Here is a 23,499-nt window from a genome sequence, read left to right on the forward strand (position 1 = left end):
GCCGGCTGACGCCTTTCTTCTTCATCGCACCCGCAACGCTCGAGAACTTTGGGCTTCCTTCGCGGAACTGCGCGTACCTTTCGTCGGCCGAGCCGGGTTTGTCCCGATACGGCGCAGGCGCCCCGCCCTCAAGAATCCGCCCTCATAAAAAGCACGGACGTTCGTTTTATTGACCGGCACCCAAGGAGATGAGCATGAATGGATTTTTCGGTGGCCTGCTGCGCCGCCTGGCGCTTTCCACGGTCCTCGCCCTGCTGGGCATGGTGGGTTTCGCGGCCACCGCGCAGGCGCAGGACACCACCACGCAGACCAAGTACCCGATCGTGCTCGTGCACGGCCTGTTCGGTTTCGATTCGCTGTTCGGCGTCGACTACTGGTACGGCATTCCCTCGGCGCTGCAGCGCAGCGGCGCGCGCGTGTTCGTGGCACAGGTGTCGGCCGCCAACAGCACCGAGGTGCGCGGCGAACAGCTGCTCGCGCAGGTGAAGAACATTTTGGCGATCACGGGCGCCGCCAAGGTCAACCTGGTGGGCCATTCGCATGGCGGCCCGACCGTGCGCTACGTGGCCGGCGTGGCGCCGCAGCTGGTGGCCTCGGTCACCTCCGTGGCCGGCCCGCACAAGGGCTCGCGCGTGGCCGACATCCTGCGCGGCACCGTGCCGGCCGGCTCGCTCGGCGAGAGCGTGCTCAACGGCGCGGTGAACGCCTTCGTCGCGCTCATCAACCTCGGCTCGGGCGGCACCGGCCTGCCGCAGATGCCGGTGGCCGCGCTGAACTCGCTGACCGCGGCCGGCTCGGCCGACTTCACGCGCCGCTTCCCGCAGGCCGTGCCCACGGGCTGCGGCGACGGCGCCGAGGTCGTCGGCGGCGTGCGCTACTACTCGTGGACCGGCAAGCAGCCCGTGACCAACCTGCTCGACCCCAGCGATGCTTCGCTCGGCCTGCTGGGCCTGAGCTTCGGCGAGACCAACGACGGCCTCGTCGCCGTGTGCTCCTCGCGCCTGGGCAAGCATCTGGGCGACTACCGCCAGAACCACCTCGACGAGGTGAACCAGCTGCTCGGCGTGCGCGACTGGCTCGCGCCCGACCCGGTCGCGCTGTACCGCCAGCACGCCACCCGCCTCAAGCAGATCGGCCTGTGACGCGCCGCTGGCCCCTGGTTCTGGCCGCGGCCGCGGTGGTGGCGCTCGGCGGCTGGTGGTTCGGCGCGTCGGGTCCGGCGGAAGACGAGGCGCGCACTGGCGAAGCCGCCTCGGCCAGCCCCGTGCCGCTGGCGCAAACGCCCCCGACCGCCGCGCCCGCGGTCATCGCCGACAGCTTCCTCACGCCGCATCTGCGCGACCGCATCGAGGCGCTCTTGCTCGAAGCCGGCGAGGCCGCGAGCCCCGAGGAACTCAAGCGCCGCGTCGAGGCGCTGGTGCCCGCGCATTTCGCGCCGCACGAGGCAGCGCGCGCCCGCGCGCTGCTGGGCCGCTACGTCGACTACCGCGTGGCGCTCGGCGCGCTGCAGCTGCCGGCCGACCTTGGCGATCCGCGCGCGCTGCGCGACACGGTCGAGGCGCGCCGCCGGGTGCGCGAGCAGCACTTCATGCCCGACGAATACCAGGCGCTGTTCGCTGCCGACGACGACTTCGACCGCTACAGCCTCGCGCGGCTCGAGATCGAGCGCAACGCCGGCCTCACGCCCGCGCAGCGCCAGGCCGCGCTCGAGGACAACGAGCGCAGCCTCGGCGAGACGCAGCGCGCCCAGCGCGCCGGCACCGTGGCCCAGCTCCAGGTGGCCTCGCAGACCGCGGCGCTCGAGGCGCGCGGCGCCAGCGACCAGGAACGCTTCGCCGAGCGCAGCGCGCAGTACGGCGCGCCGGCCGCGCAGCAGCTCGCCCAGCTCGACCGCGAGGAACGCGACTGGCAGGGACGGCTCGCGCAGTACGCGGCACTGCAGTCGGCCAAGGCCGATGCGCAGTCGCTCGAGCAGACGAAGCAGCAGCTCTTCACGCCCGAGGAACGGCTGCGGCTGGACGCGGCGCTGCAGCTGCGCGCGCAGGCGGCGGCCGCGGCGCCGTCGATGACGCCGCGCTAGGGCACGCTAGGCGCTGTCGCGCGCGACCACGAACTCGGCCCCCGGCGCCGCGCTGCGCACCGTCAGTTGCCAGCCATGCGCGAGCGCGATCTCCTGGCAGATCGCGAGCCCCAGGCCCGAACCTTCGTCGCGCCGTCCGGCGCCGCGCCAGAAGCGCTCGAAGACCTTCGGCAACTCGGTGGCGCTCAGCCCCGGCCCCTGGTCGCGCACCGAGATCCGCTGCTCGTCGGCCACCAGCCGCACCGTCGCGTTCGGCGGCGAATGCTGGATCGCGTTCTCGAGCAGGTTCTTCAGCAGCGTGAACAGCGCCCCACGGTCGGCGCGCCAGCCGAGCGACTCGGAGGCCACGCGCAGGTCGAGCCGCACCTGGCGCCGTTCGGCCAGCCGCGCCAGGTAGTCGCCCACCTCGTCGACCAGCGCGGCCAGGTGCACCAGGCCGATCTCGTAGTTGCGCAGCTCGGTGGCCTCGGCCAGGTGCAGCAGCTGGTTCACGTGCCGGGCCATCTGGTCGACGTCGCGCAGCAGGGCCTCGCGGTCGAAGCCGGCATCGCCCGCGCCATGCAGCTCGATCTGCGCGCGGATCAGCGCCAGCGGGGTCTTGAGTTCGTGCGCCGCCGTGCCGAGGAAATCCTGCTGCGCGACATAGCCGCGCTCGAGCCGGTCGAGCGCACGGTTGAAGGCCTCGATCAGCGGCAGCATCTCGGACGGCAGCCCGCGCACCTCGAGCCGCGCATCGAGCGTGCGCGGCGTGATGCGCGCGGCGCTGTCGGATGCCGCGCGCAGCGGCCGCAGCATGCGGCCGAGCGTGAAGTACATGGCGATGGCGAACAGCAGCACCGACGCCAGCCCCGCGAACAGCATCCCCTGCCCCAGCGCCGGCAGGCCGACACCGCGGTCCATGAGCTCGATCAGGCGCTGGCTGATCGCCACCTGCACGTACCAGCGCTGGCCGCCATGCTCGATGGCGTGGGTCGCGGCCCGCACCGGCACGCCGTCCGCCACCGCGTCGAAGGAATGGCCCTCGGGCTCGAAGCTGCCGTTGTCCGCGCGCAGCGCCGCCAGGCCCTGCCCCGCGGGCAGCGCGACCCGGCCCGCCGCGTCGAACACGCGCACCGAGGTCTCGCGCCCCATGCCCGCGTAGAGCCACATCGCGAGCCGCGATTCATCGAAGCCGACCGGTTGCCCGGCCCCGTCGAAGCGCAATGCGCGAGCGATCAGGCGCGCATGGTTGGCGATGCTCTCGTTGAACACCTGGCCGCGCAGCGAGAGCGCCACGGCGCCGCCCGCGGCGATCAGCACGATGCACACGAGCACGCCGGCGACGTAGGTGGCCAGCAGGCGCGTGCCGAGGCTACGCGGCAGCGCGAAGCGCATAGCCGTGGCCTCTTACATTGGCGATCTGCAAGGCCGAGCCCACGGCCTGCAGCTTCCTGCGCAGGCGATGCAGGGCCACGTCGAGCGCATTGGGCGTGACCGCTTCCGACAGGCCCCAGGCGGCCGATTCGAGCGCGCCGCGCCGCACGGTCTGCCCGCCGGCGCGCACCAGGCACAGCATGATCTGCAGCTCGGCCGGCGCCAGCGTGACCGCCTCGGTGCCGCAGGCCAGCGTGCCGCTGTCGGGCTGGATGCGGATGTCGCCATGGGCCGGCGAGAGGCTTTGCAGCTGCACCGGCCGGCGCAGCAGCGCGCGCACGCGCGCCACCAGTTCCTCCATCGAGAAGGGCTTGGCCAGGTAGTCGTCGGCGCCCGATTCGAGGCCATCGACGCGGTCGTGCAGCGCATCGCGCGAGGTCAGCATCAGGCACGGCGTGCGCGTGCCGGCCGCGCGCAGCCGGCGCACCAGCTCCAGGCCGTCGCCATCGGGCAGGCCGCGGTCGACCACCAGCGCCGCATAGTCGGTGCCGCGCAGCGCATGCGCGGCGCTGTCGATGCGGCCGAAGACATCGGCTTCGATGCCCGCGCCCGACAGCGCCTTGCAGACCAGCGCGGCCATGCGTTCGTGGTCCTCGATCAGCGCGATGCGGTTCATGCGTCCGAGGATGCCTCAGAAACGGTAGAGATAGCCGAGCGAGGCCGAACCCAGGCTGGAGCGGTTCACCAGCGGACTGTTCTTGATCTGCTTGCCGAGCTGGGTGGAACCGACGTCGACGAACACCGACTGGTGGCGGTCGATGGCATAGCCCACGCGCAGGCCGATCTCGGTGTTGACGCTGGAGCGGCCCAGGTAGAGCGGGCGCCCGATGCGGACCTCCTGCGCGCGCACGCCGTAGTAGTAGTCGACGTACTTGTCGTCGACCCACACGGCCTCGAGGCGCGGCGTGAAGGTGAAGCGGCCGGCGCGGAAGTCGCGCTGCACGCCCAGGCGCAGGTGCTGGCCCTTGCTCTTGCCCGAGGCGTCGCCGAGCCATTCGAGCGAGAGGTCGGCCAGCTCGTTGCGCCAGACGAGGCCGGCGCCGAGCCAGATGCTGCCCTTGCGCTCCTCCATGCCCGAAAGCACGGGCGCGTCGTCGGGCTTGTAGCCGCCCAGGCCGTAGCGGGCGCGCAGGCCGAAGGACAGCGAGGAGCGGCCGCCCAGTGCGAGCGCCGGCAGCTTGAGTTCGGCGCCGGTGCCGAACACGCGCACATGGCGGTTCTCGAAATAGACCAGCGGCAGGCCCTGGGTCTTGTTGCCGGCGTCGGTGTACGGCTGCTGCTTGACGCCGGCCGCGATGCCCAGGCCCCAGCGGGCGCGGTCGTCGGACGGGGCGGCCGAAGGCTCGGCGAGCGATTGTTCGAGGGCCGTGTCCTGCGCCCAGGCGGGCACGGCCCACGGGGTCAGCGACAGGCCCGCGAGCACGGGCAGGCAACGGGAAAAGAAGGAGAAGGAAGAGAGCGAGGAAGCACGCGGCATGGCGAAGCCAATCGGGTTGTCAGGGAAGCCCGGATGCTCGATGCGGCAGTCTTACCGCGGTCTTACCGGCCCGCCTGCGCGCGGTAAGCCCGTGGAAAGACGGCCGGGCAGAGGATGCGCGCCTCTTCGAACCGGAGCCGCCGATGCCCCTGCCTTTCTCGACCCGACTTTCCGCTGCGCGATGCAGCGCGCCTCGCTGATGCCCGCGCCCTGGGTGCCCTCGCCCTGGTCCGCGCGCAAGACGCAGGCGCCCGCGCCTACGACTCCACGCGCGCCGCCTCGGCCGCGCGCGCCTTGCGCCCCAGCACCAGATGGATCAGCGGCCCCGTCATCGCCGTGGTCGCCAGCGCCATCACCAGCAGCATGGTGAAGAGCTCGGGGCCGATCAGGCCGACGTCGAGGCCGATCTTGATGACGATCAGCTCCATCAGCCCGCGCGCGTTCATCAGCGCGCCGGTGGCCAGGCTGTCGCGCCAGCCGTAGCCGGCCAGGCGCGCGCCGATCGCGCCGCCGGCCAGCTTGCCGACGCTCGCGACCGCGACGATCAGCAGCAGCGCGCCGATGCCCGCGCCCGAGAAGGCGCTGGCGGTGGTGCCCAGCCCCGCGAGCGCGAAGAACAGCGGCATCAGCAGCACGATCGACAGCGGCTCGATGCGCTCCTGCAGCGAGCGCAGCAGGCGGTCGTCGCGCGGCAGGCAGGCACCGAACAGGAAGGCGCCGAACACCGCATGCAGGTGCAGCCACTCGGTCAGCATGGCCGAGACCAGCAGGCCGATCATCAGCGAGGCCAGCACCGTGGTCGACGGCTCGCCGTCGGGCGCGCGGGTGCGCAGCAGCCAGGCATAGGCCGGCTTCAGGCCGAGGAACAGGAAGGCGAACAGCGCCACCGCGCCGCCGCCGGTGCGCAGCAGCCCGAGGAACCCCTCGCCCGCGCCGGCCAGCGCCACCACGAAGGCCAGCAGCACCCAGGCGAAGACGTCGACCACCGCGGCCGCGCCCAGCGAGAGCTGGCCGAACGGGGTGCGCGTCATGCCGCGGTCCCTGAGGATGCGCGCCATCACGGGGAACGCGGTGATCGACAGCGCCGCCGCGATGAACAGCGCGAAGGGCCAGAAACCCACGCCGGCCGGCGCCAGCGAAGGGTGCAGCGCGGGCGCGATCGCCAGCCCCAGGCCCAGCGGCGCGATCACGCTCGCGATGCCGACCCAGCCGGCCGATTGCAGCTGCGCCTTCACGCCCTGCGAGGCGCGCAGCTCGAGGCCGACCACGAACATGAACAGCACCAGGCCCACGGTGGCGAGCGCCGACAGGCCGCCCAGCGACTCCTTCGCGAAGATCTGGCCATGCAGCGAGGGGAACAGCGCGCCCATGACGGCCGGCCCCAGCATCAGGCCGGCGGCCATCTCGCCGACCACGCCCGGTTGGCCGAGGTGGCGCAGCACCCATCCGCAGACGCGGGCCGTGCCGAGGATGACGATCAGTTGCAGCAGCAGGGTCGTGGCGGACATGGCCGGATGTTAAGTCCCGCCGCGCCCGGCCTCGGTCCGCAGCGCGGCCATGGCGCGCGGAACGACGCCAAGTGCTCGCCGTTCGGATCGCAGGCTGCGGCGCCGGTCATCCAGACGATCCTGGAGACCGCCCCCGGCGCCCGGAAGTGCCCCGAGTCATGGGACGAACCAGCGGTCGGCCCACTGGTTGAGCGGCTTCAGCCGCCGCACCAGCTCGGCGCCCGACTCGGTCAGCGCATAACCCGCGTCGACCAGCGCCACGATCCCGGTGGCGCGCAGCTCCTTCAGGCGGTCGTTGAGCACCGAGGGCGACATCTCGTCGCAGCTGGTGCGCAGCGCGCGAAAGCTCTGCGGCTGGCCGTCGCGCAGCTCCCACAGCACGCGCAGCGTGCCCTTGCGGCCGAGCTGCTCGAGCAGCCGCATGACGGGGCGGCGGTGCACCGTGGGGGCTTCGGCGGGTTCGTTCTCTTGCATGTTTCGTTGGGCGAGTCGCGTGCGTTACTGCGCTACGCATTCCGTAGCGATAGACTGGAGCATCGCTACGGATTTCGTAGCGATTTCGAGCCATTCTATGCAAGGAATTCTCATGACTGCAGAGACCGCGCCCCGCATCCCGCCGCTCGAGGCGCCCTACCCCGAAGGCATCGCCGAACTGCTCACGCGCATGACGCCACCGCAGGCCCCCGAGGTGCTGGGCCTGTTCCGGGTGATGGCCGTGAATCCCCGGCTCGCCGAGCGCACGCTCGAGCTGGGCCGGCACTTCCTGGGCCGCAAGGCCTCGATCTCGCTGCGCGAGCGCGAACTCGTGATCCTGCGCGTGTGCGCGCGCTGCGGCGCCGAGTACGAATGGGGCGTGCACTGGAGCGGTTTCGCCGACGCGGCCGGCCTCGGCGAGGCCGAACGGCGCGCGACCGCCGAACGCGATGCCGACCTGGACGCGCTGCAGCCGCGCGACGCCCTGCTGCTGCGCATGGTCGACCAGTTGCACGACACCGGCGACATCGACGATGCGCTGTGGCACGCCCTCGGCGAGCACTGGGACCATGCGCAACTGCTCGAGCTGATGATGCTCGCGGGCTGGTACCACGCGGTGAGCTACGTCTGCAACGCGGCGCGCGTGCCGCTCGAGCGCTGGGGCGCGCGCTGGTAGCTCAGGCGGCGTTCTTCTCGGCGCGCATCAGGCGCAGCCCGTTCGCCACCACCAGCAGGCTCGCGCCCATGTCGGCGAACACGGCCATCCACATGGTCGCGCTGCCGAACACCGCGAGCACGAAGAACACGCCCTTGATGCCGAGCGCCAGCGTGATGTTCTGCCACAGCACCGCATGCGCGCGGCGCGACAGCCGGATGGTCTCGGGAATGCGGCGCAGGTCGTCGTTCATGATCACCACGTCGGCCGCCTCCATCGCGGTGTCGGTGCCGGCGCCGCCCATCGCGAAGCCGATGTCGGCCTGCGCGAGCGCGGGCGCGTCGTTGATGCCGTCGCCGGTCATGGCGGCCATGCCGTAGCGCTGCTGCATCGCCTTCACGGCGTCGAGCTTCTCCTCGGGCAGCAGGTTGCCGCGCACGTCCTCGATGCCGGCATGCGCGCCGATGGTCCGGGCGGTGGCGGCGTTGTCGCCGGTCAGCATCACGGGCACCACGCCGAGCGCGCGCAGCTCGGCGACCGCGGCCTGCGACGAGGGCTTGATGGTGTCGGCCACCGCGAACAGCGCGAGCACCGCCTGTTCCGAGGCCAGCAGGGTGACGGTGCGGCCGGCTTCCTCGTGGCGCTGGAGCGCGGCCTCGATCGCGGGCGTGCACAGGCCGCGCTCCTCGATCAGCCGGTGGTTGGCCAGCGCGTAGCGTTGACCGCCGTGCACGGCTTCCACGCCGCGGCCGGGCAGCGCGGCGAAGTCCTGCACCTCCTCGAGCGCAGGGTCGACCGACTTCAGCCCCTCGGCGATGGCCCTGGACACCGGGTGGTCGGAACGCCCCGCGATGCTGGCCGCGATGGCAAGCACCGCAGCGTCGCCGCCGGCCGTGGCGCCGAGCACCTCGGACTCGACCAGCCTGGGCTTGCCCTCGGTGATGGTGCCGGTCTTGTCGAGCGCCACCGCCTTGAGCTTGCGCGCCTCCTCGAGGTAGGTGCCGCCCTTGATCAGGATGCCGCGCCGCGCGGCCGAGGCCAGCGCGCTCACCACCGTCACCGGCGTGGAGATCACCAGCGCGCAGGGGCAGGCGATGACCAGCAGCACCAGCGCCTTGTAGATCGCCTCGAGCCAGGTCCAGCCCATGGCCCAGGGCGTGAACAGCGCGATGGCCAGCGCGAGCGCGAACACGGCCGGCGTGTAGATCGCGGCGAAGCGATCGACGAAGCGCTGCGTGGGCGCGCGCGTGCCCTGCGCCTCCTCCACCGCGTGGATGATGCGCGCCAGCGTGGTGTTGGCGGCCACCGCGGTGACGCGGAACTCGAGCCCCGCGGTCTGGTTGATGGTGCCGGCGAAGACGGTGTCGCCCACGGTCTTGTCGACCGGGATGCTCTCGCCCGTGACCGGCGCCTGGTCGATCGCGCTGCTGCCGGCCGTGACCACGCCGTCGAGCGCCACGCGTTCGCCGGGGCGGATGCGCACCACCGCGCCCAGCGGCACCTCGCTCGCGGGCACGGTCCGCCAGCCGCCGTCGGGCTGGCGCACCTCGGCCTGCTCGGGCGCCAGCGCCAGCAGGCTCTGGATCGCGTTGCGCGCGCGGTCCACGGCACGCGCCTCGATCAGCTCGGCGATCGCATAGAGCGCCATCACCATCGCGGCCTCGGGCCACTGGCCGATGAAGAAGGCGCCGGTCACGGCCACCGCCATCAGCGCATTGATGTTGAGCCGGCCGCGCACCAGCGCCGCGAAGCCCTTCTTGTAGGTGTCGAGGCCCGCGAGCGCGATGGCCGCGAGCGCGAGCCCCATCTCGAAGACCATGAAGCCCCGGCCCTCGAGCGCGAGGAAGGAGACGGACTCGGCGCCGATGGCGAGCAACAGCGCCGCGACCAGGCGCGCGAGGCCGGCGCTCTTCCAGCCCGCGGGCTCGATGCTGCGTGCCGCGCCCGGCGCCGGCGCGGCCACCGGCTCGGGCTTGAAGCCGGCCTTGCGGATCGCCGCCAGGGCCTCGGCCAGCGCCGCCTCGTCGGCGGTGATCGCCATCGTGCGTTCGCCGAGCCGGAAGCGCAGCGCGCCGATGCCGGCCACGGGCTCGAGCGCGCGGCGGATCTCGGACTCCTCGACCGCGCAGTCCATGGTGGGAATGCGGAACAAGGTCGCGCCCTTGGGCAGGTCGGCCGGCTCCGGCGCCGACACGAAGGCCGAGACCGAGGCCGAGCCGCAGCCCGTGTGGCTGCAGCAGGCGTCGTGCGCGGGCGGCGCGGCCGCGGGCGCATGGCCGTGATCGTGCGCATGGCCATGGTCATGGCCGTGCGCGCCGGCGGGCGCCGCGCCCCCCCGAATATCCCTGTCGAGCGTGTTCTGGTTCGTCATGGGCTCGATTGAAAACCCTGAAGCAGGTGTAGAGTCAAACGCAGTTCCCCCACCCGCTGGCGGGGCTTCGCGGGCCTCCACGGTCCGGCCCCCTCGCCAGCCTTCCATCTGCCGCATCATGAAAATCGGTGATCTGGCCAAGGCCGCGAACACGCCCGTCGAGACCATCCGCTACTACGAGCGCGAAGGCCTGCTGCCCGCGCCCGCGCGCACCGAGGGCAACTACCGCATCTACGGCGAGGACCATGCGCAGCGCCTGGGCTTCGTGCGCCGCTGCCGCTCGCTCGACATGACGCTCGACGAGATCCGCAGCCTGCTGAAATTCCGCGATGCGCCGCAGGAGGACTGCGGCGAGGTCAACCAGCTGCTCGACGACCACATCGGCCACGTGGCGGCGCGCATCGCCGAGCTGCGCACGCTCGAGAAGCAGCTGAAGGCGCTGCGCCGGCAATGCGGCGGCGCCGATTCGGCCCAGCCCTGCGGGATCATCCAGGAGCTCGACGCGGTCGCGCTCGAGGCCGAGGGCTTCGGCCAGCACGCGGGGCATGTGCACGGCGCGCTGCACGCGCCCGCGCGGCGCTAGCAGCCCGGCCCGACCTTCATTCGCAGAGTTCGATCCAGCGCCGAAGCCGGTCCACCACGCGCGCGGTGTTGAGGCGGGCGACCGAGCCTTCCATGTCCTCGCCGCCCTCGACCTGGCACAGCAGCACCACCTGTTCGCGTGCGGCGCCGGTGCCGAAGAATCCCTCGCCATCGAGCTGTGCCATCGCGGCGATGCAGGCCTCGAAGAGGCCGTCGTGCAGCACGTCGAACTCCACGCTGCAGGGCAGGTCCTCGCGGTGGCAGGCCAGGATCATGCGGTAGGCGATGTCGAAGAACTCGCCGCCCTCGTCGTGCGACCACTCGCCGGAACTCCAGATCTCGCTCTCGTCCTCCATCTCGCCCGGTTCGCCCAGGGCGAGGTCGCTGGCGGCATGGACGATGGTCATCGCGCTCTCGTCGCTGCCCAGCGCGAAAAGCCGGAAGGTCCGCTCGGGCTCGGCCGCGCGGATGGCCTCGAAGGCGCGGCGGGCGCCCTCGCGGATCTCGGCCGTGAGCAGCGCGAAGTCGACGCGGGCGGGGTCGTGGATGCCCTCGCGCACCCGCACGTAGCCCTGGGCCTCGATCTCGCGGCTGCGCTGCGCCAGGGCCTCCATCGCGGCCTCGGGGCTGGCGAACTCGGCGACGCTGGAGCGCCCCCAGGTCTGCACCTTGCCGCTCGCGGCCCACAGCGAATTGCCGAACTGGCGCAGCTCGTGGAAGTCGGTGGGCCGCTCGTTCTCGAAGCGATGGAACAGCGCCCAGCTCACGTCACTTCCCCACCAGTTGCGTGAGCTTCTCCGCCTCGAAGCACTCGTCGCGCGCCGCGTCGCCGGGCACGCAATCCCGGGTGCCGGGATGGGCCGAGAGCTTCTCGATCGCCTGCCACAGCAGCGCGATCTGGTGCTCCTGGCTCGAGGCGTTGTCGATCAGGCCGCGCATCGCCTGGCTCAGCGGATCGTCGTCCTGCGTGATGCCGTAGGCGCTGAATTTCTGCGGCACGGCCACGTCGGCGCTCTCGCCGGCCTTCGACGGGATGATGCGCGCCGGGATGCCGACCGCGGTCGCGCCCGCGGGCACCGGCTTGATGACCACCGCGTTGCTGCCGATCTTGGCGCCGTCGCCCACCACGAAGCCGCCCAGCACCTTGGCGCCGGCGCTCACCACCACGTTGCGGCCCAAGGTCGGATGGCGCTTGGTGCCCTTGTAGAGCGAGGTGCCGCCCAGGGTCACGCCCTGGTAGATGGTGCAGCCGTCGCCGACCTCGGCGGTCTCGCCGATCACCACGCCCATGGCGTGGTCGAAGAACACCTCGCGGCCGATCTTGGCAGCCGGATGGATCTCGATGCCGGTGAGCCAGCGCGCCATGTGCGCGATGAAGCGCGCGGGCCACTTGAAGCCATGGTTCCAACACGCATGCGCCCAGCGATGCAGCACCACGGCATGAAGGCCCGGATAGACCGTGAGCACCTCCCAGGCGCTGCGCGCGGCCGGGTCGCGTTCGAGGATGCACCGGATGTCGGCGCGCAGGCGAGAGAACATCGCTGCCTTCGGATATTTTGGTTATGACGATGGGGGCCGCGCAGTCTATAGCCGGCCCTCATCGCGTACGGGCGATGGGGTTTTAGGCCCGCTCAGCGCCGGATCTTGCCGGCCGCGGCCTCGCTCATCGCCTTGGCGATGCCGCGCAGGATGTGGATCTCCTCGGCCGTGGGCTGGGCGCGGTTGAACAGCTGCTGCAGCCGCGGCATCAGCTTCTTGGGCGCCTCGGGATCGAGGAAGCCCACCTCCACCAGCGAACGCTCCCAGTGCTCGAGCATGCCGGCCACCGCCTGGGCATCGGCCGCCGGCGGCGGCGCGACCGCGTCGCGCACCTCGAAGCCGCCGAGCGCGAGCCGCCATTCGTAGGCGATCACCTGGATCGCGGCGCCGAGGTTGAGCGAGCCGAAGTTCGGGTCGGTCGGAATGCTCAGGGCGACGTGGCAGCGGTAGACGTCCTCGTTGCGCATGCCGAAGCGCTCGGAGCCGAACAGGAAGGCCACGTGCGCCTCGCCCTGCGCGGCCAGCGGCACGAGGTGTTCGCGCGGGGTGCGCGTGGGCGGGCCGAAGTCGCGCGGCACCATCGCGGTGGCGCACAGGTGGGTCACGCCGTCGAGGGCCTCGTCGAGCGTTTCCACGATGCGCGCGTTGGCCAGCACGTCGAGCGCGCCGCTCGCGCGCTGGATGGTTTCCTCGCGCCGCAGCACGTTGGCCCAGCGCGGCGCCACCAGCACGAGTTCGCCGAAACCCATGGTCTTCATGGCGCGGGCGGCGGCGCCCACGTTGCCGGCGTGGCTGGTCTGGATCAGGATGAAACGGGTGCGCATGAAAAGGGGTGGGGAGACAGGGACCGGCCGAGCCGGTAAAATCCCCCGATTCTCGCCGCCCGCATCGCCGGGCCGGTTTCCGGGTCCTTCAGGGTCCCACCCCCCAGTTCTTCCAGTCAGTCAGGAACGACAGCCACGGCCACCCGGGCCTTTGCCGGGTCCGTGCAGGCGTTCCGCTCACGCTCACAATTCAGAATGTCGTCCCCCAACCTGCATCCCATGCTCAACGTGGCCGTGAAGGCCGCTCGCGCCGCCGGCGCCATCATCAACCGCGCCGCGCTCGACGTCGAGGCCGTGCGCATCTCCCAGAAGCATGTGAACGATTTCGTCACCGAGATCGACCACGCGAGCGAGCAGGCCATCATCGAAACGCTTCTCACGGCGTATCCGGGGCACGGCATCCTGGCCGAGGAATCGGGCTCCGAGCACGGCGCCAAGGATTCCGACTACGTCTGGATCATCGATCCGCTCGACGGCACCACCAACTTCATCCACGGCTTCCCGTTCTACTGCGTGTCGATCGCGCTGTCGGTGCGCGGCAAGATCGAGCAGGCGGTCGTCTACGACCCCACGCGCAACGACCTGTTCACCGCCACCAAGGGCCGCGGCGCCTACGTCAACGACCGCCGCATCCGCGTGTCCAAGCGCACCCGGCTGTCCGAATCGCTGGTCGCCACCGGCTTCCCGTTCCGCACCGGCGACAACTTCAAGCAGTACCTGGCCATCATGGCCGACCTGATGCCGCGCATGGCCGGCCTGCGCCGCCCCGGCGCCGCCGCGCTCGACCTCGCCTACGTGGCGGCCGGCTTCACCGATGCCTTCTTCGAGACCGGCCTCAACCCCTGGGACGTGGCGGCCGGCTCGCTGCTGGTGACCGAGGCCGGCGGCCTGATCGGCAACTTCACGGGCGAGCCCGACTTCATCGACCAGCGCGAATGCCTGGCCGGCGCGCCGCGCATCTACGGCCAGCTGGTGCCGCTCTTGGCCAAGTACTCGAAGTTCGCGAGCGTCGACGAGAAGCTGCGCGCCAGCGACCGCGTGCGCGCGGTGGCCGCGGCGAGCAAGCCGCAGACCGAGGGCTCGGCCGACATCTACGCGCGCAGCACCGTGACCGAGATGGGCCCGGCCGAGGACGACCAGAACGCGGAGGCACCCGCCGCCGCCCCGGCCAAGCGCAAGCTCACCCGCATCCGCCGCGACGCCCCCGCCGCCACCGGCCCGTTCGAGGGCGACGCTTCCGCCAAGTGATGGCAGGGGCCCGCGCCATCGGCGGCGAGACCCAGGCCTCGGTGCTGCAGCAGCGCCTGCGCGCCGCGCTGCGCATCGCGCTGAGCCACTACGTCGCCAGCGGCCTCACGGTCGCGCTCGGCCTGCTGTTCATCTCGGGCGGCGTGCATTTCTGGCTCGGCACCGTCGCGGCCTCCTCGGCCGCGGTCGGCGTGATCGTCACCGCGCCGCCCGACCTGCCGGGCCCGCGCCGCGGCAAGTTCTGGCAGATGCTGCCGGCGCCGCTGATCGGGCTGCCGCTGTTCTTCGCCGTGCAGCTGCTGCATGCCGCGCCGATCCGGCTCGGCCTGCTGCTGGTGCCGGCCACCTTCTTCGCCTTCCTGGCCATGGCCTGGGGCAAGCGCGGCATTCCGATCGCGATCGCGGTGATGTTCTCGATGATCTTCTCGATGGCCACGCCCACGCCGCACGGCATGGCCGAGGCCATCGAGCGCACCTGGCACTTCGGCCTCGGCGCCGGGCTGTACGTGCTGTGGTCGGTGCTCGCCAACCTGATCCTCAACACGCGCTTTCGCGTGCAGTCGGTGGCCGACGTGCTGTATTCGCTGGCCGCGCTGATGCGCACCGAGGCCAGCCAGTTCACGCCCAGGGACGAAACCGGCGACGTGCGCGAGACCCCCGCGCCGATGCTGGGCCGCCTGCTGCGCGAACAGGCCGCGCTGGCCGACCAGCTGCAGGCCACGCGCGACATCGTGCTCGAGTCGCCGCGCACGCCGCGCCGCCAGCGGCTGGCCGCGATGCTGGTGATCGTGCTCGAGATGCGCGACCAGCTGCTCGCGAGCGAACTCGACCTCGACGCGCTCAAGACCCATCCCGCCCATGCCGACGCGCTGGTCGAGATGCGCCGCGTGCTCGAGGAACTGGCCGAGGACATGATCGCGCTGGCCGACGCGCTGCTCATGGGCCGCCATCCGCACCTGGTGGCCGACCGCCGGCTGCGCCTCGCGGCGATCCACGTCGATGGAGAGGACCAGGCCTCGGGCCATCCGCATCCGATGCTGCCCGGCCCCAACGCCGCCATGCTCGCGCGCGGCCTCGCGAGCCGCATCGGCCACATCAACGACGAGGTGCTGCGCCTTTCGGCCATGGCGCGCGGCGACGCCGAGCCCAACCTCGCCGTGGTGCGCGCCAACTGGCAGATGTTCGTGAGCCCCACCGACTGGTCGTGGCGCCCCTTCTTCACCTTGTGGCGCTGGGACGCACCGCCGCTGCGCCACGCGATCCGCGCCGCGCTCGCGATCGCGGCCGGCTACGCGGTCGCGGTGTCGATGCCCTGGGGCTCGCACGACTACTGGATCCTGCTGACCATCGTGGTGGTGCTGCGCGGCAGCCTCTCGCAGACGCTGGAGCGGCGCAACCACCGCGTGGCCGGCACGTTGCTGGGCTGCGTGCTCGCGGTCGGCCTGCTGTCGGCGCATCTCTCGGCGCTCGGGCTGCTCGCGGTGCTGACCGTGGCGCAGGCCATCGCCCACAGCTTCGCGGTGCGGCGCTACCTGATCACCGCGGTGGCCGCCACCGTGCTGGGCCTGCTGCAGGCCCACATGCTCAACACCGGCGCGGCGCCGCTGTTCGCGCTGTTCGAGCGCATCGCCGACACGCTGATCGGCGCCGCGCTCGCCTGGGCCTTCTGCTACGTGCTGCCCTCGTGGGAACGCAGCCAGATCCCGGCGCTGGTGGCGCGCGTGCTGACCGCGCAGGCGCGCCATGCGCGGCTCGCGCTCGGCCTGGGCCAATTGCAGACCGTCGACAGCAGCCCCGAGCTCGAATGGCGGCTGGCGCGCCGCGAGGCCTTCGACAGCCTCTCGGCGCTGGTGCAGGCCACGCAGCGTTCGCTGTCCGAACCGCGCGCGGTGCAGCCGCCGGTCGAGCCGCTCGAGCACCTGCAGGCCCACAGCTACCAGCTGCTGGCGCAGCTCAGCGCGGTCAAGTCGATGCTGGTGCTGCGGCGCGACCGTCTCACGCCCGGCGAGGTCGAGGGCCCGCTCGCGCGCACCACGCAGCGCATCGAGGCCGCGATCGGCGCGGTGCCCACCTCGGGCCCCACGCAGCCCGAGAGCACGGCCTCCACCGCCGTCGGCGGCCCGATCCCGCTGCCCGATCCCTTCGACAACGACATCAGCCCCTGGCTGCTGCGCCGGCTCGACCTGGCGACCGCGCTGTCGACCCAATTGCGAGACGATGCGGCCCGAATTCTTCAAGCATTGAACGAACAGGAAGCTTCGGGACTCGCATCGGCATGACCCTGATGCAATCCATCCTCTCCCATCCCTGGTTCGGCACCTGGCTGGCCGCCGTCATCGCCGTTCCCGTCGCCCTCGTCGTCCACCGCATCGGCGGCATGGTGCTCAAGCGCATCACGCGCCCCGCGCCCGCCATCCATGCCATGGTGGTCGCCTGCCATGCCCCGGCGCGCGCGGTGCTGCCGCTGATCGCGCTGCAGATGGTGTGGCAGGCCACGCCCGAGGACCTGCGCTACATCGAGAACGTGCGCCACCTCAATGGCCTGCTGCTGATCGCGGCCACCACCTGGCTCGCGCTCAAGGCGATCGGCGGCTTCGCCGACGGCGTGCTCGCGCAGCATCCGTCCGACATTGCCGACAACCTGCAGGCGCGCCGCGTGCTCACGCAGACCCGCGTGCTCGCGCGCACCGCCATGACCGTGGTGGTGATCGCCGGCGGCGCGATGATGCTCATGACCTTCCCCGGCGCGCGCCAGGTCGGCGCCAGCCTGCTGGCCTCGGCCGGCGTGATCGGCATCGTGGCCGGCCTCGCGGCCAAGCCGGTGTTCAGCAACCTCATCGCCGGCCTGCAGCTCGCGCTCGCGCAGCCGATCCGCATCGACGACGTGCTCGTGGTCGAGGGCGAATGGGGCCGCGTCGAGGAGATCACCGGCACCTTCGTCGTGCTGAAGATCTGGGACGAGCGCCGGCTGATCCTGCCGCTCACCTACTTCATCGAGAAGCCGTTCCAGAACTGGACCCGCCATTCCTCGCAGATCCTCGGCTCGGTGTTCGTCTATGCCGACTACGGCATGCCGCTGGCGCCGCTGCGCGCCGAGGTCGAGCGCATCGTGAAGGCCTCGCCCGAATGGGACGGCCGCTTCTTCAACCTGCGCGTGACCGACGCCACCGAGCGCACCATGCAGATCCGCGTGCTGTGCACCGCCGCCACCTCGGGCCTGGCCTTCGACCTGCGCTGCAACGTGCGCGAGGGGCTGATCGACTTCATGCAGCGCGAGTACCCGCAGCACCTGCCGAAGGTGCGCGTGGGCAACGACCACCCGGCCGAGCGCGAGCCCGGGCCGTTCCAGCCGCAGGCCGTGGCCTGAGCCTCGCCTTCCACCACGAGCGTGCCGCGTTGAAGCCCGACCCCGAACCCAGAGGCCCGCTGGTACGCGCCCTGTTCTATGCCTTCGCCGTGCTGTGCCTGGTGCTCGGCCTCATCGGCGTGGTGGTGCCGGGCATGCCGACCACCGTCTTCATCCTGCTGGCCGCCTGGGCCGCGGCGCGCAGCTCGCCGCGGCTGCATGCCTGGCTGCTCGGGCACCGCATCTTCGGGCCGCTGCTGCACAACTGGGCCCACGGCCGCACCGTGAGCCGGCGTGCCAAGTGGAGCGCCACCGTCACCATGGCGCTGTGCGCCGTGATCGTCTCGTACACCGCGCACCGGGCCTGGACCGCGGTGCTGGCCATCGGCTGCATGGCGGTGGTGCTGGCCTGGCTGTGGTCGCGGCCGCTGCCGCCGCCCTGAGCTGCGTACGCAGCGTACGCGGCAGGCTCAGCGCCGCATCGACGGCCACGCGAGGTTCGTGAACGCCCGCAGCAGCCACTCGACGGGCCCGTAGGCGAAGCGCCCCATCCACCAGCGGCTCAGCGGCAGCTGGCAGCCGAAGATCGCGAAGGCGATCCCCATCGCCGCGAGCGGCGGCGTCGCGCCGATCCAGCGCAGCCCGTAGGCCAGGAACAGCCAGGCGCACACGGCCGACTGCAGCAGGTAGTTCGACAGCGCCATGCGCCCCGCGGGCGCGAGCCAGCTTTCGAGCACGCGACCACGCGGCGTGCGGAACAGCAGCACCAGCGCGCAGGCATAGGCGGCGCTCAGGAACGGCGCCGTGAGCAGCGTGACCGAGAGTCCGAGGAAGTCGCGCACCGAGCCATCGACACGCATCGCCGACTGCGCATAGAAGGCCGCGCCCGGCAGCCCCACCACCAGCCCCCAGGCCAGCACGCGCCGGAACAGCGGCAGGCGCGCGCCGGTATCGGCCAGCAGCGCATGCCGCGCGGCGACGAAGCCCGCGAAGAACATCGCGAGCGCCGTCGGTGCCTGCACCAGCGCCGTGAGCCACCAGATCTGCGACAGCTCGCGCAGGTGCTGCACGATCACCATCATCGGCGTGCCGCGGTAGGCCACCAGCGCCGACGCGGCTTCCGCATAGGTGCTGCGCAGGTCCATCGGGCCGCCGCCCAGCGCGAACGACAGCAGCGCGCTGAAGGCGGCCCACAGCAGCGCGGTGCCCAGCACCAGCGCGATGCCGGCGCCCAGCAGCAAGCGATCGCCACGCCGGTGCAGCAGCAGCACCACCACGCCGATCACGCCATAGGTCGTGAGGATGTCGCCCTGGTAGAGCAGCACCCCATGCGCCACGCCCAGCAGCCAGAGCGCCAGCAGCCGGCGCGCCATGCGCGGCGCGAAGGCACGGCCGGCGCGCTGCGCTGCCGCCTTCTGCAGCTGGAAGCTGTAGCCGAACAGGAACGAGAACAGCAGGTAGAACTTGGTCTCGAAGACGAAGGTGCGCACGATCACCGCGAGGCGCTCGGGCAGCGCGTTCGCAAGCGGATCGGGCAGCCCCATGCCGTAGTAGGTCGAGGCGAAGGTCGCGATGTTGACCACCAGGATGCCCAGCAGCGCGAAGCCGCGCAGCGCATCGACCGTGGTCTGGCGCTGCGGCGCGTCGGCCTCGCTGACTCCCTGCATGCGGCGCTCAGGCCACCGGCGCGCGCTTCGGGTCGGTCACCGGGCAGTGGCCATGCACCTCGAGCAGCCGCACCAGGTCCTCGGAACTGCGCGCCTTGGCCCAGTCGCGCTCGGTGTCGGAGATGCCCACCACCTGCAGGAAATCGAACTTGCCCGAGTCCAGCTGCGCCGTCGCCGAATAGTGCTTCGGCCGCGCCAGCACCACATGGCGCAGCACCGAGGCCGCCTTCTGCCCGATCGGCCCGCCCAGCGGAATGCGGTCGCCGTAGTCCAGCGGCGGCTTGTCCTCGCCGAAGCGGCCATGCGCAAGCAGCACGTTGTAGGCCAGCAGCTTCTGCAGCAGCTTGATCGGCCAGGTGTCGCCGGCCTGCGACGGCACCTCGAGCACGAGCTCGGTGCCGATCCACGAATAGTCCTCGGGGTCGTAGTCGGCGGGATCGCCCTCCCAGGGCGTCGAGCCGCCCGAGCTCACGTAGAGCCAGGAGTTGCGCACGGGCGTCGGCTCGAACTCGAACACGCCCAGGTGCAGCCAGCGCGGATCGATGTCCTGCGCGCCCAGCGCCGAGAAGTCTTCAGCGCCCAGCACGAAGATGCCCTTGCGCTTCTCGCCGAAGAGCTGGGGGTAGAGGACTTCCTCGCGGTATTTCCAGACTTCTTCCATCGAACTCATCGGACTGCTCCTCGTGGTGTGCCGACCGGGCCTCGGTCTCGGGCCATTCTGCCCCGCGTCCAAGACGGAAAGTGACTCAGGCTGTCGCGCCGGTGGCCTTCAACGGCCGGTCGACCAGCGTGTCGGCGAAGGTGCCGAACCAGCAGACGCGGCCGTACTGGCTGAACGAATAGAGCCCCACCGTGTGGGGATCGCGCTCGAAGTCGGCCGGCAGCGGATGCGGCACGACGCGCCGTTGCAGGTGGCTCTTGATCAGGTAGTCCACTTGCCGAACCGCGAGCGCCTCGTTGCCGGCCGATGCCCACACGCGCGGGATCCTCAGCCGTCCCTCGCCCAGCTCGAACTCGGCCACGAAAGCCAGCGCGGCCGTCCAGCTGCGCGCGAAATAGAGGCGGCCGCCGTAGAGATAGATGTCCCACTTCTCCTCCATGGCCGAGGCCTTGAACAGCACGCCTTCGGTCGGCGGCTCCTTCGCGTCGTAGGCCAGGATGCATTCCAGCGCCACGGCCTGCGCGGGCAGCTGGCCGATGTGGGCCGAACCCGGGTCCGTGCGGCCGGCCGAGAACTGGGCCGCGATGCCCGGGTCCTTCGTGGTGGAGATCATCGACCGCGCGAAGGCCGCGCAGTCGTAGCCCTCGAAGACGAAGGGATTCGCCGGATCGTCGGCGGACAGCAGCCGCACCGCCTCGTCGGGCGGGGCGGGGGCCCGGGGCGGCGCCGCTGCCGGCGCTGGGGTTGACGCGGGCGCCTGCGTGGTTGCCGCTGCCGGTCGCGCTGCGAACAGCGCCTTGATCTTCTCGAACATGAGGTCCTCTTCTCTCGTTGGATCGCCGTGCCCGGTCACCCGGCCTTAACGCACCGCGTGCCTGCCCCGGTCCGCCTTCGGCAACACCGCCTGCGCCACCATGCGCTCGGCCCGCTCCTGCAGCCGGTGCAGCGCCGCGTCGAAGCGCTCGGCCTCGCCGGCGTCGAGCGCGCCCATCAGCTCGCCATTGATCGCCGTCACGAGCGGAAAGAGCGCGTCGTAGAGCGCCTGCCCGCTGTCGGTGAGCCGCAGCCGCACCTGCCGCCGGTCGCCCGCGCGCGCCACGCGCGACACGCGCGACACCAGCTTCTTCTCGACCAGTGAGCCCACGGCCTTCGAAGTGCGCGCGCGGTCGAGTTGCGCATGCTCGGCCAGTTGCGAGGAGCCGAGCTCGCCGCGGCTCGCGAGCGTGGCGATCAGTCGCCATTCGCGGCGCGTGATGCCGAAGCGGCCTTCGCACAGGCGGATCACCATGCTGCCGGCCACCGCGAGCAGGCGCGACAGCCGGTAGAGCAGCAGGTCGTCGAGCGGACGGCGCGGCAACGCGAGGCTGGCGTCCTTGGCCGCCTCGATGGTGGCCTTGGCCGTCCTGCGAGCGGTCGCTTTCACGGGCACATCGATGGGCTGGGGCATCGCGCTCGGGTTAATCCGGGGAATGGTTGATTTGATCAATCGACTGTAGCGTCTCCAGAATCGTCCGCAGCCGCGGGCACACGACCCGCAGAACCGGCGCCTTTCGGAGACCTCACCCCATGCCTTCCCCCTCGCACGCTTCCCACCTGCCCGCCCCCGGCCGCCGCCGGCTGGTCGCCGCGCTCGGCGGCCTCGCGCTCGCGCCCGCGCTGTCGCGCGCCCAGGGCTTCGCGCCGAGCCAGCCGATCAAGGTGCTGATCGGCGTGCCCGCGGGCGGCACGCAGGACGTGCTCACGCGCGCCATCGCGCAGGAGGTGCGCGACAGCCTCGGGCCGCTGATCGTCGACAACCGCTCGGGCGCGGCCGGCCGCATCGCGGTCGAGACGGTCAAGACCGCGCCGCCCGACGGCCACACGCTGCTGCTGGGCACGGCCGGCATGATGACCATGTTCCCGAGCGCCTACCGCAACCTCTCCTACGACCCGATCAAGGACTTCGTGCCGATCATCAACGCCGCGCGCTTCGAGCTCGCGCTGGTGCTCAACAAGGACGTGCCCGCGAACACGCTGCCCGAGTTCATCGCCTGGGCCAGGGCGCAGGGCGACAAGGTCAGCTTCGCCTCGTACGGCGCCGGCACGCCCTCGCACTTCCTCGGCGAGATGCTCAACCGCGCGGCCGGGCTGAAGATGGTGCACGTGCCCTATCGCGGCTCCACGCCCGCGCGGCAGGACGTGATGGGCGGCACCGTGCCGGTCTACTTCGACACCGTGGGCGGCGCGCAGCAGATGCTGCCCTCGGGCCGCGTCAAGGTGCTGGCCACCAGCGGCGAGAAGCGCTCGCCGCTGATGCCCAACCTGCCGAGCTTCGTCGAGGCCGGCTACAAGGACGTGGTCGCCACCGCGTGGTTCGCCTACTACGCGCCGCTGAAGACGCCGCAGCCCGTGGTCGAGAAGCTGCGCGCCGAGTTCGCGCGCGCCGTCAACAAGCGCGAGGTGCGCCAGATGCTGCTGCAGAACGGCATGTACCCGGTGGCCGACACGGGCGATGCGCTCGTGAAGACCATGCGCGAGGACACGGCACGCTGGGCCGCCATCATGAAGGCCGTGAATTTCCAGGCCAACGACTGACACCCGATACATGAAACGCAAGGAGGACCCCATGCAACCCAAGCACCCGATCACCCGCCGCCTCGCCGGCCTGATGGCCATCGCCGGTCTAGCGACGGCCCTGACGGCCACCGGCGCCGCCGCGCAGCAGCCGCTCGACGGCCCGCTGCGCATCGTCGTGGGCTACGCGCCCGGCGGCGCCACCGACCGCGTCGCGCGCATCGTCGGCGACAAGCTCGCGCCCAAGCTCGGTGTGCCGGTCATCGTCGACAACAAGCCCGGTGCGGGCGGCCGCCTCGCGGCGCAGCAGGTCAAGGTCACGCCCGCGAACCAGAACGTGCTGATGCTCGCCAACCCCGCCGTGATGGTGGTGGCGCCGCTGGTGTTCAAGGACAACGGCTATGACGCAGAACACGACTTCGTGCCGGTCTCGCACGTCAACGACTACGACTTCGCACTCGCCGTGTCGCCCACGCTGCCGGTGCGCGAACTCAACCACCTGCTGGCCTGGATGCGCGCCAATCCCAAGCAGGCCAACGTCGGCGTGCCGGCCACCGGCAGCCTGCCGCACTTCTTCGGCCTCATGGTCGGCGAGAAGGCCAAGGTCCAGACCCAGGTCATCGGCTATCGCGGCTCGGCGCCGCTGCTCAACGACCTGATCGGCGGCCAGGTGCCGATCGCGGTCGACACCGAGGACGTGGTGATCCCGCAGCACGACGGCGGCAAGCTGCGCATCCTCGCGATCTCGGGCGCCAAGCGCTCGCCCTTCGCGCCCTCGGTGCCCACCTTCAAGGAAGCCGGCCTCGACCTCGCGGCCAGCGGCTGGAACACCTTCTTCGCGCCCGCCACCATGCCGCGCGAGAAGGTCGAGCGCCTGGCCACCGCGATCCGCGAGGTGATGCAGGACCCCGATACGGTGCGCAAGTTCACCGACTCCAAGATGACGCCGGTGGTCAGCACCCAGGCGCAGACCGCCGCGATGCTCAAGGCCTACCGGCTGCAATGGGGTCCGGTGGTGCAGAAATCGGGCTACCAGCCTTGAGTCTCTCGATCCACGCGCAACCGTTCAGTCTGAGCCTGTCGAAGCCCTGCGCGACGCTT

General features: G+C 71.4%; 23 protein-coding genes. 10 read left to right on the plus strand and 13 right to left on the minus strand.

Annotation, left to right across the window (positions count from 1 at the left end):
• Positions 1–194 precede the first annotated feature (194 nt).
• Together INQ48_21670 and INQ48_21675 are read left to right on the plus strand one after the other, a co-directional pair.
• Positions 195–1,142, plus strand: a complete 948-nt coding sequence (locus INQ48_21670; protein ID QRF55969.1) for a triacylglycerol lipase — start codon at positions 195–197, stop codon at positions 1,140–1,142.
• Between the two features lie 164 nt (positions 1,143–1,306).
• A complete protein-coding gene (locus INQ48_21675; protein ID QRF60835.1) occupies positions 1,307–2,080 on the plus strand; it encodes a lipase chaperone in 774 nt (257 codons plus the stop codon).
• Positions 2,081–2,086: 6 nt separating this feature from the next.
• Here INQ48_21675 and INQ48_21680 read toward each other — a convergent pair whose 3' ends face one another.
• The 5 genes from INQ48_21680 to INQ48_21700 form a co-directional block, all read right to left on the minus strand.
• On the minus strand, positions 2,087–3,454 hold the full coding sequence (locus INQ48_21680) for a HAMP domain-containing protein (GenBank protein ID QRF55970.1): 1,368 nt from the start codon (positions 3,452–3,454) through the stop codon (positions 2,087–2,089).
• Positions 3,432–4,109, minus strand: a complete 678-nt coding sequence (locus INQ48_21685) for a response regulator transcription factor (GenBank protein ID QRF55971.1) — start codon at positions 4,107–4,109, stop codon at positions 3,432–3,434. The genes INQ48_21680 and INQ48_21685 overlap by 23 nt, the downstream gene beginning before the upstream one ends.
• A gap of 15 nt (positions 4,110–4,124) precedes the next feature.
• Complete coding sequence (locus tag INQ48_21690) at positions 4,125–4,970, minus strand: MipA/OmpV family protein (protein QRF55972.1); 846 nt, start codon at positions 4,968–4,970, stop codon at positions 4,125–4,127.
• 257 nt (positions 4,971–5,227) lie between these two features.
• Positions 5,228–6,478 (minus strand): cation:proton antiporter, encoded by a 1,251-nt coding sequence (locus INQ48_21695; GenBank protein QRF55973.1) that lies wholly within the window; start codon positions 6,476–6,478, stop codon positions 5,228–5,230.
• 156 nt (positions 6,479–6,634) lie between these two features.
• The gene (locus INQ48_21700; GenBank protein ID QRF55974.1) at positions 6,635–6,952 is read right to left on the minus strand and encodes a helix-turn-helix transcriptional regulator; all 318 of its coding nucleotides are present in this window, start codon (positions 6,950–6,952) and stop codon (positions 6,635–6,637) included.
• A gap of 97 nt (positions 6,953–7,049) precedes the next feature.
• Between INQ48_21700 and INQ48_21705 the strand changes: the two genes are divergently transcribed.
• Positions 7,050–7,628, plus strand: a complete 579-nt coding sequence (locus INQ48_21705) for a carboxymuconolactone decarboxylase family protein (protein ID QRF55975.1) — start codon at positions 7,050–7,052, stop codon at positions 7,626–7,628.
• Between the two features lies 1 nt (position 7,629).
• Here the strand turns inward: INQ48_21705 and INQ48_21710 are convergent, their stop codons facing one another.
• Positions 7,630–9,978 carry a heavy metal translocating P-type ATPase gene (locus INQ48_21710; protein ID QRF55976.1) on the minus strand — a complete coding sequence of 783 codons (2,349 nt, stop codon included), beginning with the start codon at positions 9,976–9,978 and terminating at the stop codon, positions 7,630–7,632.
• Between the two features lie 118 nt (positions 9,979–10,096).
• On the opposite strand from INQ48_21710, the gene cadR reads away from it, so the two are divergent.
• Positions 10,097–10,561 (plus strand): Cd(II)/Pb(II)-responsive transcriptional regulator, encoded by a 465-nt coding sequence (cadR, locus tag INQ48_21715; protein ID QRF55977.1) that lies wholly within the window; start codon positions 10,097–10,099, stop codon positions 10,559–10,561.
• A 16-nt stretch (positions 10,562–10,577) separates the two neighbouring features.
• Here the strand turns inward: cadR and INQ48_21720 are convergent, their stop codons facing one another.
• From INQ48_21720 to INQ48_21730, 3 genes are all read right to left on the minus strand, one after another.
• Positions 10,578–11,108, minus strand: coding sequence for a DUF4303 domain-containing protein (locus INQ48_21720; protein ID QRF60836.1), 531 nt, complete (start codon positions 11,106–11,108; stop codon positions 10,578–10,580).
• A 220-nt stretch (positions 11,109–11,328) separates the two neighbouring features.
• Positions 11,329–12,099 carry a serine O-acetyltransferase gene (gene cysE, locus INQ48_21725; protein ID QRF55978.1) on the minus strand — a complete coding sequence of 257 codons (771 nt, stop codon included), beginning with the start codon at positions 12,097–12,099 and terminating at the stop codon, positions 11,329–11,331.
• 92 nt (positions 12,100–12,191) lie between these two features.
• Positions 12,192–12,923: an RNA methyltransferase gene (locus INQ48_21730; protein ID QRF55979.1), complete on the minus strand. Its 732-nt coding sequence runs from the start codon at positions 12,921–12,923 to the stop codon at positions 12,192–12,194.
• A 195-nt stretch (positions 12,924–13,118) separates the two neighbouring features.
• Here INQ48_21730 and INQ48_21735 point away from each other — a divergent pair, with 195 nt between their 5' ends.
• Genes INQ48_21735 through INQ48_21750 form a run of 4 tightly spaced genes read left to right on the plus strand, consistent with a single transcriptional unit; the run spans position 13,119 to position 17,960 of the window.
• Positions 13,119–14,171, plus strand: a complete 1,053-nt coding sequence (locus INQ48_21735) for an inositol monophosphatase (GenBank protein ID QRF55980.1) — start codon at positions 13,119–13,121, stop codon at positions 14,169–14,171.
• Positions 14,171–16,450, plus strand: coding sequence for an FUSC family protein (locus tag INQ48_21740; protein ID QRF55981.1), 2,280 nt, complete (start codon positions 14,171–14,173; stop codon positions 16,448–16,450). Before INQ48_21735 ends, INQ48_21740 begins: the two co-directional genes overlap by 1 nt.
• A 2-nt stretch (positions 16,451–16,452) precedes the next feature.
• Positions 16,453–17,538, plus strand: a complete 1,086-nt coding sequence (locus INQ48_21745; GenBank protein QRF60837.1) for a mechanosensitive ion channel family protein — start codon at positions 16,453–16,455, stop codon at positions 17,536–17,538.
• A 29-nt stretch (positions 17,539–17,567) separates the two neighbouring features.
• Complete coding sequence (locus INQ48_21750; protein ID QRF55982.1) at positions 17,568–17,960, plus strand: YbaN family protein; 393 nt, start codon at positions 17,568–17,570, stop codon at positions 17,958–17,960.
• A 27-nt stretch (positions 17,961–17,987) separates the two neighbouring features.
• Here the strand turns inward: INQ48_21750 and INQ48_21755 are convergent, their stop codons facing one another.
• The 4 genes from INQ48_21755 to INQ48_21770 form a co-directional block, all read right to left on the minus strand.
• The gene (locus tag INQ48_21755) at positions 17,988–19,184 is read right to left on the minus strand and encodes a DUF418 domain-containing protein (protein ID QRF55983.1); all 1,197 of its coding nucleotides are present in this window, start codon (positions 19,182–19,184) and stop codon (positions 17,988–17,990) included.
• A gap of 7 nt (positions 19,185–19,191) precedes the next feature.
• Entirely contained in the window at positions 19,192–19,854 is a 663-nt protein-coding gene (locus INQ48_21760) for a suppressor of fused domain protein (protein ID QRF55984.1), read from the minus strand.
• Positions 19,855–19,930: 76 nt separating this feature from the next.
• Positions 19,931–20,659, minus strand: a complete 729-nt coding sequence (locus INQ48_21765; protein ID QRF55985.1) for a hypothetical protein — start codon at positions 20,657–20,659, stop codon at positions 19,931–19,933.
• A 45-nt stretch (positions 20,660–20,704) separates the two neighbouring features.
• Entirely contained in the window at positions 20,705–21,292 is a 588-nt protein-coding gene (locus INQ48_21770; protein QRF55986.1) for a MarR family transcriptional regulator, read from the minus strand.
• A 119-nt stretch (positions 21,293–21,411) separates the two neighbouring features.
• Here INQ48_21770 and INQ48_21775 point away from each other — a divergent pair, with 119 nt between their 5' ends.
• On the plus strand, positions 21,412–22,419 hold the full coding sequence (locus INQ48_21775) for a tripartite tricarboxylate transporter substrate binding protein (protein ID QRF55987.1): 1,008 nt from the start codon (positions 21,412–21,414) through the stop codon (positions 22,417–22,419).
• Between the two features lie 31 nt (positions 22,420–22,450).
• On the plus strand, positions 22,451–23,440 hold the full coding sequence (locus INQ48_21780; protein ID QRF55988.1) for a Bug family tripartite tricarboxylate transporter substrate binding protein: 990 nt from the start codon (positions 22,451–22,453) through the stop codon (positions 23,438–23,440).
• Positions 23,441–23,499: the final 59 nt, after the last annotated feature.

The organism is Variovorax paradoxus, assembly GCA_016806145.1.
In the GTDB taxonomy this organism is placed as follows: domain Bacteria; phylum Pseudomonadota; class Gammaproteobacteria; order Burkholderiales; family Burkholderiaceae_C; genus Variovorax.